The sequence below is a fragment of the Amphritea atlantica genome (assembly GCA_024397875.1).
Lineage (GTDB): Bacteria > Pseudomonadota > Gammaproteobacteria > Pseudomonadales > Balneatricaceae > Amphritea > Amphritea atlantica_B.
In genome coordinates this window covers 1,596,692-1,612,776 of record CP073344.1, presented here as the reverse complement: position 1 = coordinate 1,612,776, position 16,085 = coordinate 1,596,692, and the positions used below count along the sequence as shown (strand labels likewise).

Annotated in this window: 17 protein-coding genes; 8 read left to right on the top strand and 9 right to left on the bottom strand. The window is 52.1% G+C overall.

Features of this window, described 5'->3' with window-relative positions:
• Positions 1 to 44: 44 nt before the first annotated feature.
• Positions 45 to 446, bottom strand: a complete 402-nt coding sequence (locus KDX31_07325) for an MAPEG family protein (protein UTW04801.1) — start codon at positions 444 to 446, stop codon at positions 45 to 47.
• Between the two features lie 375 nt (positions 447 to 821).
• The gene (locus tag KDX31_07320) at positions 822 to 1,784 is read right to left on the bottom strand and encodes an AraC family transcriptional regulator (protein ID UTW04800.1); all 963 of its coding nucleotides are present in this window, start codon (positions 1,782 to 1,784) and stop codon (positions 822 to 824) included.
• A gap of 172 nt (positions 1,785 to 1,956) precedes the next feature.
• Between KDX31_07320 and KDX31_07315 the strand changes: the two genes are divergently transcribed.
• Positions 1,957 to 2,796, top strand: coding sequence for an NAD(P)H-binding protein (locus KDX31_07315; protein ID UTW04799.1), 840 nt, complete (start codon positions 1,957 to 1,959; stop codon positions 2,794 to 2,796).
• A 76-nt stretch (positions 2,797 to 2,872) separates the two neighbouring features.
• Complete coding sequence (locus KDX31_07310) at positions 2,873 to 3,346, top strand: DUF1772 domain-containing protein (protein ID UTW04798.1); 474 nt, start codon at positions 2,873 to 2,875, stop codon at positions 3,344 to 3,346.
• On the opposite strand, the gene KDX31_07305 is transcribed toward KDX31_07310, so the two are convergent.
• The 6 genes from KDX31_07305 to KDX31_07280 all read right to left on the bottom strand — a co-directional run bounded on the left by KDX31_07305 (position 3,339) and on the right by KDX31_07280 (position 9,144).
• A complete protein-coding gene (locus tag KDX31_07305; GenBank protein UTW04797.1) occupies positions 3,339 to 4,142 on the bottom strand; it encodes an alpha/beta hydrolase in 804 nt (267 codons plus the stop codon). The genes KDX31_07310 and KDX31_07305 overlap by 8 nt on opposite strands.
• Before the next feature lie 2 nt (positions 4,143 to 4,144).
• Positions 4,145 to 4,576 (bottom strand): PaaI family thioesterase, encoded by a 432-nt coding sequence (locus KDX31_07300; GenBank protein UTW04796.1) that lies wholly within the window; start codon positions 4,574 to 4,576, stop codon positions 4,145 to 4,147.
• 27 nt (positions 4,577 to 4,603) lie between these two features.
• On the bottom strand, positions 4,604 to 5,077 hold the full coding sequence (locus KDX31_07295) for a PaaI family thioesterase (protein ID UTW04795.1): 474 nt from the start codon (positions 5,075 to 5,077) through the stop codon (positions 4,604 to 4,606).
• A gap of 2 nt (positions 5,078 to 5,079) precedes the next feature.
• Complete coding sequence (locus KDX31_07290; protein UTW04794.1) at positions 5,080 to 6,735, bottom strand: AMP-binding protein; 1,656 nt, start codon at positions 6,733 to 6,735, stop codon at positions 5,080 to 5,082.
• 103 nt (positions 6,736 to 6,838) lie between these two features.
• Positions 6,839 to 7,978, bottom strand: coding sequence for a CoA transferase (locus tag KDX31_07285; GenBank protein ID UTW04793.1), 1,140 nt, complete (start codon positions 7,976 to 7,978; stop codon positions 6,839 to 6,841).
• Between the two features lie 8 nt (positions 7,979 to 7,986).
• A complete protein-coding gene (locus KDX31_07280) occupies positions 7,987 to 9,144 on the bottom strand; it encodes an acyl-CoA dehydrogenase family protein (protein UTW04792.1) in 1,158 nt (385 codons plus the stop codon).
• Positions 9,145 to 9,415: 271 nt separating this feature from the next.
• Between KDX31_07280 and KDX31_07275 the strand changes: the two genes are divergently transcribed.
• From KDX31_07275 to KDX31_07265, 3 genes are read left to right on the top strand one after another with little or no spacing between them, the layout of a single operon-like run.
• Complete coding sequence (locus KDX31_07275) at positions 9,416 to 9,925, top strand: DUF523 domain-containing protein (GenBank protein UTW04791.1); 510 nt, start codon at positions 9,416 to 9,418, stop codon at positions 9,923 to 9,925.
• A 47-nt stretch (positions 9,926 to 9,972) separates the two neighbouring features.
• The gene (locus KDX31_07270) at positions 9,973 to 10,824 is read left to right on the top strand and encodes a mechanosensitive ion channel (protein ID UTW04790.1); all 852 of its coding nucleotides are present in this window, start codon (positions 9,973 to 9,975) and stop codon (positions 10,822 to 10,824) included.
• A gap of 42 nt (positions 10,825 to 10,866) precedes the next feature.
• Positions 10,867 to 11,313 (top strand): GFA family protein, encoded by a 447-nt coding sequence (locus tag KDX31_07265; protein UTW04789.1) that lies wholly within the window; start codon positions 10,867 to 10,869, stop codon positions 11,311 to 11,313.
• A 76-nt stretch (positions 11,314 to 11,389) separates the two neighbouring features.
• On the opposite strand, the gene KDX31_07260 is transcribed toward KDX31_07265, so the two are convergent.
• Positions 11,390 to 11,896, bottom strand: coding sequence for a DUF3087 family protein (locus KDX31_07260; GenBank protein UTW04788.1), 507 nt, complete (start codon positions 11,894 to 11,896; stop codon positions 11,390 to 11,392).
• A 112-nt stretch (positions 11,897 to 12,008) separates the two neighbouring features.
• Here KDX31_07260 and KDX31_07255 point away from each other — a divergent pair, with 112 nt between their 5' ends.
• The 3 genes from KDX31_07255 to KDX31_07245 all read left to right on the top strand — a co-directional run bounded on the left by KDX31_07255 (position 12,009) and on the right by KDX31_07245 (position 16,081).
• Complete coding sequence (locus tag KDX31_07255) at positions 12,009 to 13,430, top strand: hypothetical protein (GenBank protein UTW04787.1); 1,422 nt, start codon at positions 12,009 to 12,011, stop codon at positions 13,428 to 13,430.
• 106 nt (positions 13,431 to 13,536) lie between these two features.
• The gene (locus KDX31_07250) at positions 13,537 to 15,258 is read left to right on the top strand and encodes a proline--tRNA ligase (protein ID UTW04786.1); all 1,722 of its coding nucleotides are present in this window, start codon (positions 13,537 to 13,539) and stop codon (positions 15,256 to 15,258) included.
• 94 nt (positions 15,259 to 15,352) lie between these two features.
• On the top strand, positions 15,353 to 16,081 hold the full coding sequence (locus KDX31_07245; GenBank protein ID UTW04785.1) for a hypothetical protein: 729 nt from the start codon (positions 15,353 to 15,355) through the stop codon (positions 16,079 to 16,081).
• The last annotated feature ends 4 nt before the right edge of the window (positions 16,082 to 16,085 follow it).

The following is a 16,085-nucleotide window of genomic DNA, read 5'->3' as shown; positions in this document are numbered from 1 at the left end:
TCCAGCCCATGTGCTTTTGGTATGGCCGATTGTGCTTGGCTTTGTTAGGCAGCCACTTGCAGTACAAGCCAACCTCCAGCGATAATAAAAGCGATGTGTTGTATGAGCATGCCTATACCTCGAAGGAGCGGTGTGGACGTATAGAGCATTCCTCCAGCATGTATCAGCCGACTGATGAGGAAGGCACCAGCAAGACCGAGCACGAGAGTTTTTTCTCCTCCGCCGTACTCAACGAGGCCGAGTGCAATAAGCGCCGCGGGGGCGTACTCGATGAAATTGCCATGTGCCCTGATCTTGCGGCGCAGAGTTTCATCCCCACCATCGCCGAATGTGAGACCTCCAGAAATACCGCCGATCTTTGCGCGGCTCATCGAGATTTGAAGACTCAAAGGCACCATCAGTAACGTAAAGATGCCCGCTAGTAATGAAGTGACTGGCAAAGCCATGCTGATTCTCCTTTTGTCTGCCTAACAGCTAAATAGACGACAAGGCATTTGGAAAAATGCAACAAGTTGGCGTCTATTATGTTCAATTGAATTTTGAAAAATGTGCTCTTGCTCTAAGGCACTGATATTAAGGGCGCTATTTTTCGGGACTGATTTTTTCAGTATGGAGAAATACGACAACCTGTCGTCTATCTGCAGATAATCTTTGAAATGACCATTAATACGATTCATCATCGTTCTAATTCCCTGGATCAGTTGTGCTTATTCCTTGCCACTCGATGTTTACATAGAAACAATCACTATGGAATAGACTTTGTAAAAACAGTAAGTGGAAACATGAGGGGCAGTCCAATCCAATACGCCAGCCCCTGACTCTTAACCACTCGATACAGAGTCCTGCACCTCTCCCGGTGAAATACCCATCACCCGTTTAAAAGCACGGGAAAACGCAGCTTCCGAGTTATATCCCAGCTCTTCGGCCAGCACAATCAGCGGTACACGGCTCTGCCTGAGTCGCTGGTAGGCAAGCTTCATGCGCCACTCAGTCAGATAATACTTTGCACTATTACCCACCAGCTGCGAGAACCGTGCTGAAAAGCCTGAACGCGACATTCCGCACTCTCGGGCCAGCGAATCAACCGTCCAGTTTTTCTCAGGTTGATGGTGAATAGCACGCAACGCAGTGCCGATCTGCTTGTCGCGCAGAGCCCCTAGCCAACCCCGCTGTGCATCTGGAGACTGTTCCAGCCAGTGTCGAATCAGCAGGATAATCAGAATATCTGCCAGGTTGGTGATAATGGTTTCACCTCCGGACTTCAATTGCCGTGCTTCGGTCGCAATAAATGCCAGCGTACTGTTTAGCCAGCCCTGACCTGGCTGATCCAGCTGGTCGAGTAATAATACCGCAGGCAGCTGTTGAATCAGTTTCCGTCCGGCGACCTGATCGAAATCCATCACTCCGCAAGTCAGCTCTGTGACCGCGCCATCACCTCTGATCTGCAGTGTTTCATAGCGCTCACTGACCTGCTGAACGCCCGCTTCAAAAAGGGGGATTGCTGGTAGTTCCGGGTCACTGCTGATGATATGCCCCTGCCCCTGTGTCACCAGAGCAAGGGATCCCTGCTGCAACAATACTGCGGCTTCACCCTCCACCTGCAACCAACACTGACCTGAAGTAATGATATGAAACATCATCTTCCCGGGCAGTCGCGGCATCTCCAGCGACCAGTCACCACTCAGCTCCGAGCGACAGTAAAGGCTGCCATTCAGACGCAACTGGTGCAGCGCTCCTCCTAAAGGATCATTAGCCTCGGGGAACAATATTGAAGGGATATCCATGGTGGCCTCCTAAGAACGGCCTGAGTCTAAGGGTAAATCCCAAGGACCAAGCCTGGACGAATAATCAATTTATATAGCCAAAAAAGCATTAAATATCCATCCAAATTACACAATACTGTCAGTGTTGATTAAAACACAAGCTGAAACCCAAATACTTAAAAGGAACAATCCGATGAACCCCCATACCACACTAATCATTGGTAAACATGGTAAAACCGGGCGCAGAGTAAACGCTCAGTTGCAACGTGCAGGTTATCAGACCCGCGCAGTATCCCGTTCAACACTTCCCGCCTTTGACTGGCAATCCCCCGAAGGGTGGCCTGAAGCGATGCAGGGTTGCCAGTCAGCCTATGTCTGTTTTCAGCCCGATCTTGCTATCCCCCCTGCCCGTCAGGCGATTTCGAACTTCATTCGTTTGGCCAGAGAAGCAGGCATTCACCATATTGTACTGCTCTCAGGTCGCGGTGAAGATGGCGCACAGCAAGCAGAACAGCTGCTGATCAATAGTGGTCTGAACTGGAACGTAGTGCGCGCCAGTTGGTTTGACCAGAATTTCAGTGAAGGTTTTCTGATTGAAAGCATTATGAACGGCCAGGTTGCCCTCCCTGGCTGCGATATCCCTGAACCTTTTGTCGACGCCGAAGATATTGCCGAGGTGGCCTTTGCCTGCCTGACAAAGCCACAACTGAATAATCAGCTGTTCGAAGTCACCGGGCCGGAACTTTTAACCTTCAGTGATTGTGTCGGAATCATATCCTGTGCAATTCAAAGACCTGTTAATTTTGTCCCGATTACTATTACACAATTTTTGCAGGCACTCAGACATCAAGGCCTGGCAGATGACGAGCTGTGGCTGATGAATGAACTCTTTACAGTGGTAATGGATGGCCGCAACAGCCACACAACGCAGGGGGTTGAGCAGGCACTGGGGCGTCAGCCAGGCTCATTCCGTGATTACGTATTAAGAACGGTTGCGAGTGGAGCCTGGGCACATGCAAAAGAAACAAGCTGAGTAGCTGATGTAAAAAACAAGAGGGATAAACGCTGATAAATAACAACCAAGGGTTAAGTCAGAAGGTGTAACCATAATGATATCTGAATCTATTATCGAACCGGCCCTGTGGGCGGCCGCCATCAGTACTGGATTGATGGCAGGCATCTATTTCGCGTTTTCCATGTTTGTTATGACGGCTTTACAGGCACTTCCCTATCCAATGGGTATAGCCGCTATGAATAGCATCAACCGGGTGATTATAAAGTCCGCATTTATACCGCTGTTTTTTGGCTCAAGCGGACTTGCACTATTGCTGATACTGTTTGCCAGCTCTGTATCGCCGTGGGTACCCAGTGCTGGGGGTGTTTATCTGCTGGGTATGCTGGCCTGCACAATAGTATTCAACGTCCCGCTGAATAACCAACTGCGGGATATGGCTACAGATAATTCATCGCAGGTCTGGCAGCATTACCTCATCTACTGGACCCGCTGGAACCATATTCGCACCCTTAGCTCACTGACCGCCTGTCTGCTTTACTTACTGGCGCTGACACAGCACATCAGATAGCCAGCGACTCGATAAATTCTTTCATCGCTTGCAGCGTTGCGTCTCTCGCCTGCAGGTGTGGCACATGACCACAATCAGGTATAAACAGCGCCCCGGCCTTGTCACCTATGCCGCTGACAATATCCTCAACCTGTGACCGTTCGCCATACTGATCACCCTCCCCCTGAATAATCAGCGCCGGGCAGCGGATATCGTTTAAATAACCGCTCAGATCCAGCGGTTGAAACCGTTCCCGCAGCCAGGTTTCATGCCAGGCGCGGAACAATAGATCGGTGCGTTCACCATGATAGCGGGCCAAACGTTGCGGCAGATCGGTGCTGTTATAAAGTGCAACTGCCTCATGAATACCGGCGGTGGTTAATGGATCGATACGGATATGGGCCGCTTCGGTAATAATGGCTACCACCCTGTCCGGCAGACAGGCCGCAGCGACCAGAGCGATGGAACCACCATCACTGTGGCCCACCAGTACAACCTCATCCAATCCGGCAGCATCCAGCACAGGCGCCAGCCAGTCACGTCCCTCCTGCTCGAGATAATCATCGGGGCGTGGCAGGGTAATCGGTGATGAACGGCCATAACCACGGCGTTCATAGACCAACAGATCCAGCCCGGTTTGATCCGCCAGCTGTTGCGGAAAGTCCTTCCACATATCGATATGACCCAGCGCTTCATGCAGTAATACCAGCGTGGGCCGGTCCCACCCTTCGTTATGGTGATGCTGCCCGTGCACGGCAAATATCTCGGTACCATCATCCAGTGTCAGCAGCCTTTCCTGCCACCTGATATCATCCATGATCAGCACTCCGCAGATGCTGACGCCGGTATCGAATAGGTCAGCGTGGTATGCGCCACCAGCTCATCGCTGCCTTCAGAACGAATCCAGACTTCGCCGACGGCCAGTCGTTTGCCCACCTTCATCAGACTGCAGCGAGCCAGCAGATCAGCATCGGGCCGGGGCTTGCTCATAAAATTGATATTCAGGTTGGTGGTCACCGCCAGTGCTACCGGACCGATCCGTCCCAGCAACGCGGCATACATGCAGACATCCGCTAACGCCATCATCGACGGTCCGGAGACGGTGCCCCCGGGACGCAGATGTTCATCATCTACCGGCAGCTTCATCTCAGCCCAGTTATCCCCCAATCCGGTCAGCACACCGAATTTTTCACCCTGAGGAAAATGCTCAGCCAGAAAGCGGCTCATCTGTTCAATGGTCATTACAGGCATAGAGATACTCCGCCTCGTTATTATTATTTATGTTTTCTTTGCAGCCTCGACCACCGCCAGCGTCACTGTTGCCTTTGAAACCAGCTCTGCCCTTTCTTTATTAAGACAGTAAATCTCCGATTCGGCGATGATCAGACTCCTACCCGGTTTCAGTACCCAGGCGCGGCAGCGTAAACTTTCACCTTTAGCCGCCCGCAGCAGATTAATTTTAAACTCTGCTGTCAGCACGATCTGGCCCGGTGCCAGCAACGTTGCCCCGGCGGTACCGGCAGAATGATCCGCCAGAGTGGCCTGCACCCCGGCATGCACATAGCCGTCCTGCTGCAGATGTTTTTCCTGCAGTAGCAGTTCCGTTTCACAGCGCCCGGCTTCAAAGCTGATCAGCTTAAAGCCAAGATCCCTGACAAACGGCGCCTGGTAAAAAACCCGTTCGACCTCCGCCGCGAAGCCCGGATTGCGTATCCGGTACTCCGTCGGTAAAGAGTCCTGTTCAACGGCCATTCTCACAAACCATCCGCTTCATCTTTGGCCCGGTTACGCAGGATAAACCGCTGAATCTTACCGCTGGGGGTTTTCGGCAGTTCCGCCATAAACTCGATCTCGCGTGGGAAGGCATGGGTCGACAAGCGGCTGCGAACATGGTTTTTCAGCTCCGCTGCCAGCTCATCACTGGGATCATACTGTGATTTGAGCACCACATAGGCTTTGATGATCGCCCCCCGCTCCTGGTCCGGTTTACCGATCACGCCGCTTTCAGCAACCGCCTCATGCTCCAGCAGTGTGCTCTCAACATCCGATGGCCCGACCCGGTAGCCCGCCGTAGTGATGATATCGTCGTCACGCCCGTTGAACGAGTAGCTGCCATCACCGTGACTGATTACCACATCGCCGGTCAGATAGTATTTGCCGCGGAACGGGTTTTTCTCGCCCCAGGTATAGCCCGGGAAGAAAAACAGCGGTGACTTTTCCATATCCACTGCCAGCTCACCTATCTGCCCTTCGCCCAGCTCATTCAGATCGTTATCCAGGGCTACAACCCGGTGTCCCGGCATTGAGAAACCCATTGAACCCACCCGCACAATTCGCTGTTCCAGATCATGGTGGTTGCATGCGGTCATACCGGTTTCGGTCTGACCGTAATGATCCATCACCGGACACCCCAGACGGCGTTCGACCCAGCCGATCACTTCGGGATTAAGGGGCTCACCCGCACTGCTCGCCACACGCAGATCGAAACGGTCTTCCGCTGTCAGCAGACTGTCATTTGCCATCAGCAGACGATAGGCCGTGGGAGCTGCCGCCAGATTGGTTATTTTATATTTACGCAGCATTGCGTAAGTGGTTTCCGGGGTAAACGCGTTTTCATTGAAATGAGTGGTGTTGCCCAGCAACAAGGGCCCGACAACGGCATAATACAGCCCATACGCCCAACCAGGATCAGCCACGTTCCAGTATTGATCTTCCGGATGCAGTCCAATGGCGTAACGCATATACACATAAAAGGACAGCAGCGCCCGGGCAGGTACCGCTACCCCTTTCGCTTTGCCCACGGTACCCGAGGTAAACATCTGTAAAAAAGGATCATCGGCACCAATTCTTACGGGCTCAAACACCGCCTCCTGCGCCGCCAGTTCGGCTTCAAAATCGGCCAGCTCAGCATATTTCGCATCGGCACTGGCGCGGTTAAACAGCAGTACGGGCGGACAACCATTTACAGCATCCAGTTTGGCGACATTGTCCGGGTCTGTGACCACCAGTTTTGTCTCTGCCTGAGTGACACGGTACTCTATTGCCCCGCTACCGAACGCGGTAAACAGCGGCTGATAAACCGCCCCCGCCCGCAGAACCCCCAGCACAACCACCAGCAGTTCAGGCGTCCTTGGCATCAGACAGGCAACTCTGTCACCCTTGCCGATACCTCTGGCAGCCAGCAGATTGGCGAACTGCGCAGACCTTTGCTGAAGCTCCGCAAACGTGTGACTGGAAGCAGCCCGGCTGACCCCTTCATAGTTCAGCGCCACTCTGGATGGGTCTTCCGCCCAGCGGTCACAGATCTCTTCACAGACATTAAACCCCTGTTTCAGATCACCGATCAGTTGTTCCTCAATGAGGGAGGGAGTAAAGGAATCGTAGAATTCCTGATAGTTAGCAATAGTCATTTCTTGCCTCATTATTATGTTTATTAAGGCCCTGCTGAGGGAAAACTACATTTATCCCGCACACAGGTTCATCCCTTTATTTGCACTTTTAAATCATCTTAATCTAATCAAACAAACCATCATTTCTGAGGGTTTCAATTTCGCTGCGGCTATAGCCCAGCCGCTGCATAATCTGTTCTGCCTGTTCACCACTCAGGGGCGCGGGCCTGACCGGTTGTTTGTCAAATCCCAGCGCAGAGTCGATTTGCCGCTCGCCGTTGTCACGGGTGACAATCATATTCCGGGCGATAAACTGAGGGTGTTGTGCCGCTTCAGATACGCTTAACACCGGTTCAACGCAGATATCCAGCCCGGCCAGCAACTCGCACCAGCTATCCAGATCACGGTGAATAAATTTTTGTTGCAGTAATGTCTTAAACTGGCGATCTTGCAGTGGCGGGTTGTCCTGAATGTTCATAACCTGCGCCAGCCGCTGGCGAAACTGAGGTTCCAGACTGCCGACCGAGATATAACGATCGTCTGCTGTCCGGTAGTAATCATAAAAGCCGCCACCATTGAGAAAGTTTCCTTCCGGTTCGGGATCACTGCCGCCATTCAGCGCCGCGGGAACCATCAACGCCTGCAACGCGAGGGTGTTATCGGCCATTGAAATGTCCAGATAGCAGCCTTCACCACTGTTCTGCCGACCAATCACTGCAGCCAGTATCGCTATCACGGCTGGATGTGAACCCGCAGCGACATCAGCCACCTGCAGTCCCATCGGTGCCGGGCCTGAGGCTTTGCGCCCCATATGGCTGGCTGCGCCGGACAGAGCCAGGTAATTAATATCGTGGCCGGCCCTGTCGCGATAGGGGCCGGTCTGTCCGTAACCGGTAAGGGAACAATAGATCAGCTGCGGATTAACCTGCTTCAGCGTCTCATAATCCAGCCCCAGACGCGCCATCACCCCGGGACGAAACTGCTCGAGCAGAATATCGTATTCACCCACCAGCTGACTTATGACACCCACAGCAGCGGGATGCTTCAGATTCAGAGCCAGCGACTGTTTGCCTCGGTTCAGATAACTGAACGCTGCTGACTGACCATCGACCTGAGGCTTCATGCCCCGCACCAGATCGTGCCGGGATGCCGACTCCACGCGCAAAATATCGGCCCCCAGGTCAGCCAGCAGCATGCTCGCGTAAGGACCCGGTAGCAGAGTAGAAAGATCGAGTATCTTCAGGCCTTTGAGTGGTGTTTTCAAAACCGACCTCAACCCGCCGCCTGAAGAATTTCACGGGCGATAATCAAACGCTGTACCTCACTGGTGCCCTCATAGATTGAGGTGATCCGGACATCGCGGGTCATCCGCTCCAGTGGATATTCCTGCATATAGCCATAGCCTCCCAACAGCTGTAAGGCGGTGTAACAGGCCTGATTAGCTTTTTCACTGGCAAACAGTTTTGCCATCGATGCTTCTTTGGCGAAGCTCAGCCCCCGCTGTTTCCGGTCAGCGGCACTCATCAACAGCAACCTTGCCGCTTCCAGCTCTGTCATGCGATCAGCAATCATCCATTGCAATCCCTGAAAATCAGCGATTGGCTTGCCAAACTGTTTACGCTCTTTGGTATAGGCGATCGCATATTCCATAGCAGCCTGTGCCACACCAAGTGCCAGAGATCCGATACCGATACGTCCGCCTGCCAGTTCAGCCACGGCGATTCTGAAGCCATCATTCAGCTTACCCAGAATGGCATTATCCGGGACTTCACAGCCATCAAAATGCACTTCATTGGTGGCCGAACCATGCTGCCCCATCTTCTTCTCAGCAGGTCCGACTGTGATCCCGGCAGCATCGGCAGGCACCAGAAAACAGGTAATCCCTTTGCCTTTTTTTGCCTCAGGATCGGTCACAGCCCACACCACAAAAACACCGGCAAACTCAGCACTGGTGATCCACTGCTTAGTGCCGCTAATCGCCCAGCCATTGTCAGTTTTTACCGCTTTGGTTCGCATCGAAGCCGGGTCTGAACCGGCCCCGGCTTCAGTCAGACAGAAGCTGCCACTCAGATATTCACCACTACAGATTTTTGGCAGGTAGTGCTGTTTCTGCTCTTCGCTGCCAACCACCTGGATTACCTCAGCGACCATGTTGGTCACTGACATAGTGACAGCAGTCGATGCACAGGCCCGGGCGATCTCGGTGATAGCAAGACTGAAGGCCACTGTTCCCGCTTCAGTGCCGCCATACTGCGCATCGATGTTGAGCCCCATAAAGCCCAGCTCGGCGAGCTCTCTGCAGTGGCCGGTAAGAATGTTTCGATCTTTGGTTTGATCCAGCTGCTCAGCAACAGGCGCCAGCGCACTCTCCGCATAGCGGCGGGCGGCATCCTGAATCATCTGCTGCTCTTCGGTAAGATTCAGATCCATCGGGTATTCCTGGTTTTTATTATCTGCACCCCGCCCGGAAATCATCATCCGGAACCAAATAAGGGTATTCCCCTAAGTATATACCCCAAATAAGCGCGATTCGTAAACAAAAAATTGAAAAATTTTCGTGTTTCAAACGACCTGATGCGGCAATGAAACTGCCTCAGATCATACTAATGTCACCTTTAAGCGTTAGTTTCATTGCCCTGAAAGTATTAACTGTTAGAATCCGCACCGTTATAAACAGTCACACATATGCACCAACTGAATTATGAATAAGAAAAATAAAATACTGATCAGTGCATGTCTGTTAGGTTGCAAAGTCCGTTATGACGGCAGAGACAATCTGATAGATAGCGATTTCATCCAACGCATGCAGCAACAACAACGTCTGGTACCGGTTTGCCCGGAGCAGGAAGGTGGACTCCCTACCCCGCGCGCTCCCGCAGAAATTCAGGATAAATTCCCCCTGCGTATCACCAGCAATGAGGGCGAAGATGTGACCCCGCAGTTTCTCGCGGGCGCCGAGAAAACCCTGGAAATAGCACAACGTGAAGATTGCTGTTGCGCTCTGCTCAAATCCCGCAGCCCCTCATGTGGTAACCTCGAAGTCTACGATGGCAACTTCAGCGGCACGATAAAGGCGGGGTCTGGCGCGACCGCTGATGAGCTTATGCGAAACGGATTTCCGGTATACAATGAAAGGCAGCTCGATCAGCTGATCGAATTTATTGAGTTGCTGGATAGCGGTGAATCCGACTCCCGACGCTGCGCCAGCTAGATGACTTTGCCTTCATGATGAAGGCACCAGAAACAGGAGACCCGTCCATGATCAAGGACGAGCTGGCCACGCTGACGCAATTTTACACCCTGATTATTGATTTCTTTGTTAACTATAGTTTTCAGGTGATCGGTGCGATCATTATTCTGATCATCGGCCTCATCATCGCCCGCTGGATTGGCAAGCTGACCCTCGGGGTCTGCCTGAGACATAATGTCGATGTCACACTGAGTAACTTTATCAGCAGCACCGTCAAGCTGTTACTCATCGCCATGGTCGCCGTGATCTGTCTGGGTAAGTTTGGCATCAGTGTTGCCCCCTTTATCGCCGCTATCGGTGCCATATCCCTCAGTATCGGGCTGGCGCTCCAGGGCGTGTTTTCTAACTACGGTGCCGGTTTCACCATCATCCTCACCCGCCCTTTTGTGGTTGGCAATACGATCCGCTGCAATGATGTCTGTGGTGTTGTTGAAGAGATCCGTCTGGCCTATACCCAGCTTTCAACTGAGGATGGTGAAATTATAACCATTCCCAACAAGCATATTGTCGGCGAAGTACTGATCAATTCATTTGAAAATACCCTTGTCGAAGCATCCATCGGCATCAGTTACTCGGCCAGTCCTGACAGTGCTATCAGGCTAATCAGTCAGCAACTGCATGCCAACCCCGCTATCGTTCAGGACCCGGCCCCTCAGGTTGGCATCGCCGATTTCGGTGATTCATCGGTTAATATTGCCTATCGGTACTGGGTTCCGACCAAGCAGCAGTTTGAGTTACAGTTTCAGATCAACCGCGCAGTTTACACTGCATTCAGAGAGGCCGGGGTTGAAATTCCATTCCCACAACGGGAAGTCACACTGAAAACGTCCCGGCCCGAGGAAGAACCCAAAGTACTGTAATGCGGTAACCTGACAGCAGCAGAACAACACAGTGGAGCGGCTATGAGCACTATAACCAGCGCAGATAAGGCGACAGACGCAACAGTAAAAGGCAGCTGCCTTTGTGGTGCGGTAAGCTACCAGTTCAGCGGAACACCCCGCGGCTTTCAATACTGTCACTGCTCCCGCTGCCAGAAAACATCCGGCAGCGCCCATGGTTCATTCATGTTTGTGAAACCCGATCAGTTTAGCTGGCTCAGTGGGGCCGAACTGGTGACACGTTACGAGGTGCCTGAAGCTCAGTTCTATGCCTCCTGTTTCTGTAGCCGTTGTGGCTCATCCCTGCCTTGGGAGGTGAAAGGTGCCGACAACATTGCCATTCCGGCTGGTACTCTGGATCAGGATCCGGGTGTCCGGCCGCGTCGCAATATATTTTTCGACTACCGCGCCTGCTGGTATGAACCCGGCAGCGAACTGGAGTGCTTTTCCGAAGGCCCGGTTCGAAAGTAGAACGGCTCAGATCTACTGACAAAACTCAGTCAATAAAAAAGGCCCCTGGAGGCCTTTTTTACTGACTGAATTTTTATCAGAATTTATCCAGCATCTGCGGACTAAAGTCATCGGTTGTGACGCTAAAACCATGCTGTTCAATGGTCTGCTCCAGCTCTCTCATCGAGCGGTGCAGATCCTCCATCGTGATGGTATTGTTGTCCAGATTATAGAGTTGCTCAGAACCGTTATAACTCCAGTTCATGATCACCATCGCATCCCGGTCCCCGTTCTCAATGGCCGCTTTTATCTTTCTCTGCTTACGATAGATTTTGTTGAGCATCTGTTTCAGATCCCAGACATAGATCACTTCATACATATACTCATGATGACGGTAACGACGCAGGAGCGAAATCACGACAATACCCCCGACCACAACACCGCTGACATTGAGCCAGAAATTGCTGCCATCCGGACTGCCGGTCAGTTGAATCAGCAGAGTGGATACGGATAACGCTATCGTCGCAAGCAGGATTACGATACCGATCATAATCTGTTTGTAGTGTTTACTATAACGCTCTTTATTAATCTGTTTCAGCTGCATATTTTTTACCTGAATAAAGAATGCCGCGATTATAGTACCTGCAGAGAGTAGCTCCAAGGTAGCAGATCAACTATCTTACACAACACATGAAAATACCCGGAGAGCACTGTAAATGTACAAGGTCATCCTGATTCCGCTGTTTGTCTTTCTCATTGAAGGATGCAGTCTGAATCCGCAACCCGTACTGCCCGAAACAGCGGCCTCCGACAACTGCGTTTCAGCACTCACCGGGTTGCAACAACTGAGTCTGAGATATACTGGCATTCAGCAGGGGGAACTGGTCGCTGGCGCGCCCTGGCTGCGCAGCAACCGGCTGTTTGACTATTTTCGCCAGCAAGATCTCAGTGCACAACAGTTAAGCGACCTGCTCAGCAACATGTCGCAGCTGGCCGCAACCAGCCTTACGTTTGAAAGCAGGCTCCTGCCCACTTCCCAGCTGCAGCAGTGGCAGCACAACTTCAGTGTTGCGCACCCCGACAGTTTTATCGATGACTGCAGCCAGAAGCTGGCGCAACGCCAGATGCAGACGTCTGATGATACCCGTGAATGGCTGCAAAGCTTACCCGAAGACCACGACTATCAGCCTCTGGCCAGAATTGCCGGGCTCTATCCGCTGACCGCTTTACTGTTTAAACAGGGCGTCATACGCGAACATAACTGGCTACATCAACAACCGGAAAAGCTGAAAAACAGTGACTGGATCACCTATGGGCCGCCAACAACACCGACAACCGCACCCGATATGAACTCTGTCTCTCGCAACAGTCTGGGCATCCCCTCACTCACGCCTGCCCTGCTGCAGGCGCTGCTTGAATATCACGCCCCCCTGTGGCAATTACCCGATAATGCACCGGTTAACCGCCCGGGTACTCCCTACTGGGATAACGATGAACTCAGCGTGATACAGCAACCGGTCAGCTTTACCTATATCAGCCATGGCATCTACCGAAACCAGATCACCCTGCAACTGAACTATCTTATCTGGTTTCCTGAACGTCCCCCGGCAAACAGTCTTGATCTGGTAGCAGGACAGCACGATGCCGTTCTGTTTCGGGTACACCTGACACAATCCGGCGATATTCTGGCCTATGACAGCGTGCATCTGTGCGGCTGCTGGTACAGTCTTATTCTGCCAAAAGAGCAAAGCTATTCAGCTAAAAGCGGTGTCTACCGTGAACCCACCTTTGTATTACGCACCGACAAAGGCCGCCAACGTATCTCTCTGACCGCGGACTCTCATCTGCTCATTGCAAGCCAGAGGAATGATCAGCCCTCCCCTGACATTAAACAGTATCAGCTTGAGCCATTCACCGATTTGCTACAGCTGAAAAAAGCGGACGCCCGACACTCAATATTCAACCGGCAGGGCTTCGTACCGGGCTCTGAACGACTGGAACGCTGGCTATTCTGGCCTATGGGAATCAGCAACCCCGGGGCTTTACGGCGTCCCGGAGACCATGCCATCCGCTTTGTCGGCAATCTCCACTTTGATGACCCGCTGATTCTGGAAAAACTGGGTGTAGGGGGCGAATAAACCGGTTTTCTGCTTTTTTCCTTCTTTCCGACTCTTGTCCCAGGCCGGAGGGGGACATACAATGTTCGGCTAAAATTATCTATCCGATTTCAGGTTTATAAAATCTATGCGAGCCAGCCAATTTCTGATTGCCACACTGAAAGAAACCCCGTCTGATGCCGAAGTTATCAGCCACCAGCTAATGCTGCGGTCAGGAATGGTCCGTAAAGTGGCCGCCGGCCTCTATAACTGGCTGCCAACCGGTCTGCGGACACTGCGTAAAGTAGAACGGATTGTGCGTGAAGAGATGGATAAGTCCGGTGCTCAGGAAGTGCTGATGCCAGCGATTCAACCGGCTGAACTGTGGCAGGAATCCGGTCGCTGGGAAAAATATGGTCCTGAACTGCTGCGTGTGCATGACCGCCACAACCGTGAATTCTGTGTTGGCCCAACCCACGAAGAGGTGATCACTGATCTGGTTCGCAACGAGATTCACAGCTATAAGCAGCTGCCTGCAAACTTCTATCAGATTCAGACCAAATTCCGTGATGAGGTTCGGCCACGCTTTGGCATCATGCGTTCGCGTGAGTTTATTATGAAGGATGCGTACTCCTTCCATTGCAATCTGGAGTCGCTGCAACAGACCTATGATCTGATGCATCAGACCTACTGCAACATCTTTGACCGTATTGGCCTCGACTACCGTCCGGTACTGGCTGATAACGGCTCAATTGGCGGCAATTCATCCCATGAATTCCATGTTCTGGCGGATTCCGGTGAAGATGATATCGCGTTTTCCGACAGCAGTGACTTCGCAGCGAATATTGAGAAAGCTGAAGCGCTGGCCCCTGCGGGCGAACGTGCCGCACCGACCGAAGCGATGACACTGGTTGATACACCCAACGCTAAAACCATCGCCCAACTGGTGGAACAGCATGGCCTGCCGATCGAAAAAACCATTAAGACCCTGTTTGTAAAAGCGTCTGATGAGTGCGATGCAGAGTTTGTTGCCTTACTGGTGCGTGGAGATCATGATCTCAACGAGATCAAGGCGGAAAAACTATCACAGGTTGCAACGCCTCTGGAGATGGCTGATGAAGAGTCGATCAAAGCGCTGATCGGCGCAGGTCCGGGGTCTCTGGGCCCGGTAAATCTGCCGATTCCCTGCATTATAGACCGTACCGTTGCACAGATGTCTGACTTTGGTGCGGGTGCCAATATTGAAGGCAAACACTATTTTGGGATCAACTGGGATCGTGATGTTGCCCTGCCGGAAGTCGCCGACCTGCGCAACGTCGTGGAAGGTGATCCGAGTCCGTGCGGTAAGGGTAAAATCATCATCCGCCGCGGTATCGAAGTAGGCCATATTTTCCAGTTGGGTCAACAGTATGCCAAAGCCCTGAATGCTAATGTTCTTGATGAAAATGGTAAAGCGGTGACCATGGATATGGGCTGCTACGGTATTGGTGTGACCCGGGTGGTAGCGGCAGCTATCGAGCAGAATTACGATGACCGCGGTATAACCTGGCCGGAAGCGATCGCACCTTTCACTATCGCGCTGGTCGCGCTGAAGTATGAGAAGTCTGAAGCGGTGCGTGAACAGGCTGACAAGCTCTATGAAGCACTGACTCAGGCGGGTTACGAAGTTATTCTGGATGACCGCGCTAAGGTCAGCCCGGGCGTTAAGATGGCAGATATGGAGCTGATGGGCATCCCGCACCGGATCGTAATCTCCGACCGGGGTCTCGAAGCCGGCACTCTGGAGTACAAAGGTCGCCGGGATACTGATAAACAGGAGATCCTCCTGGCCGAGCTCAACGCATTCATCGAGCGCACGGTGACTAAGTAAAGCGAAAAGCAGGCCTCTGGCCTGCTTTTTTTTAACGCCAGTATTTCACAATGTCGCCCTGTGCGGTCAATAAATTCTGCTCCGGTATCTGCTTATGGATAAAGCCCGGCTTCTGACGCCACCCAATGATACCGCCCACGACTCTGAGCGCTGGTACGAATTTTCAATCTATCTGAGTCGTCACTGCAACCTCACTGTCAGCCCGCTGATCACCTCCACTGCAGAAGAGTTTCACCAACAAATACCCCACGCTGATATCATTTATTGTTCTCCTGAGCTTATCCCCAGACTGATACGGGATTTCAGTTTCAGTCCATTGATGCAGCCTGTCGGGGTGTATGAAGAAGTAGTGATTGTATCTGGACCGGCAGCCTCAGTTCATTGCTTAAATGGTATTCAGGATAACCCGCTGGGTGGCATTAAAGGTACTTTTGCCAACCGACTGGGACTTACTACGCTGACGCAGAAGCAAATTCGGCCAGCATCGATGGAAAACGCCGACAACTGGCTGCAGCTTCTTAAAGCGGTACAACAGGGTAACCTGCCCTATGCTCTACTGAGTAAGAACTTTATCGATCAGCTCTCATCGCTGAGCCTGACATCGGTTAACCTTCTGGCCCGCAGCAACCTTTGCAAAGCATTTCCCCTGCTGATGATCGCGCCACAGCTTAAACACCAAACAGGCTGTTTGCGGGAAGCGCTTGAAACCATGGCTGATGAGCCCAAAGCGGTAGCCGTTCTGGAGAAACTGAAGAACCAGGGCTGGAAAAAACCGTCGGAGCAAAGCATTATTAACATGATTAAAATACTGCGCGGAAAGTAATTTC

Excerpts from the sequence above, each read along its gene's own strand:
- KDX31_07245 (UTW04785.1), top strand. The coding sequence starts at position 15,353 with ATGGATAAAGCCCGGCTTCTGACGCCACCCAATGATACCGCCCACGAC.
- KDX31_07315 (UTW04799.1), top strand. The coding sequence starts at position 1,957 with ATGAACCCCCATACCACACTAATCATTGGTAAACATGGTAAAACCGGG.
- KDX31_07310 (UTW04798.1), top strand. The coding sequence starts at position 2,873 with ATGATATCTGAATCTATTATCGAACCGGCCCTGTGGGCGGCCGCCATC.
- KDX31_07320 (UTW04800.1), bottom strand. The coding sequence starts at position 1,784 with ATGGATATCCCTTCAATATTGTTCCCCGAGGCTAATGATCCTTTAGGA.
- KDX31_07280 (UTW04792.1), bottom strand. The coding sequence starts at position 9,144 with ATGGATCTGAATCTTACCGAAGAGCAGCAGATGATTCAGGATGCCGCC.
- KDX31_07275 (UTW04791.1), top strand. The coding sequence starts at position 9,416 with ATGAATAAGAAAAATAAAATACTGATCAGTGCATGTCTGTTAGGTTGC.
- KDX31_07265 (UTW04789.1), top strand. The coding sequence starts at position 10,867 with ATGAGCACTATAACCAGCGCAGATAAGGCGACAGACGCAACAGTAAAA.
- KDX31_07295 (UTW04795.1), bottom strand. The coding sequence starts at position 5,077 with ATGGCCGTTGAACAGGACTCTTTACCGACGGAGTACCGGATACGCAAT.
- KDX31_07325 (UTW04801.1), bottom strand. The coding sequence starts at position 446 with ATGGCTTTGCCAGTCACTTCATTACTAGCGGGCATCTTTACGTTACTG.
- KDX31_07290 (UTW04794.1), bottom strand. The coding sequence starts at position 6,735 with ATGACTATTGCTAACTATCAGGAATTCTACGATTCCTTTACTCCCTCC.
- KDX31_07305 (UTW04797.1), bottom strand. The coding sequence starts at position 4,142 with ATGGATGATATCAGGTGGCAGGAAAGGCTGCTGACACTGGATGATGGT.
- KDX31_07300 (UTW04796.1), bottom strand. The coding sequence starts at position 4,576 with ATGCCTGTAATGACCATTGAACAGATGAGCCGCTTTCTGGCTGAGCAT.
- KDX31_07260 (UTW04788.1), bottom strand. The coding sequence starts at position 11,896 with ATGCAGCTGAAACAGATTAATAAAGAGCGTTATAGTAAACACTACAAA.
- KDX31_07250 (UTW04786.1), top strand. The coding sequence starts at position 13,537 with ATGCGAGCCAGCCAATTTCTGATTGCCACACTGAAAGAAACCCCGTCT.
- KDX31_07270 (UTW04790.1), top strand. The coding sequence starts at position 9,973 with ATGATCAAGGACGAGCTGGCCACGCTGACGCAATTTTACACCCTGATT.
- KDX31_07255 (UTW04787.1), top strand. The coding sequence starts at position 12,009 with ATGTACAAGGTCATCCTGATTCCGCTGTTTGTCTTTCTCATTGAAGGA.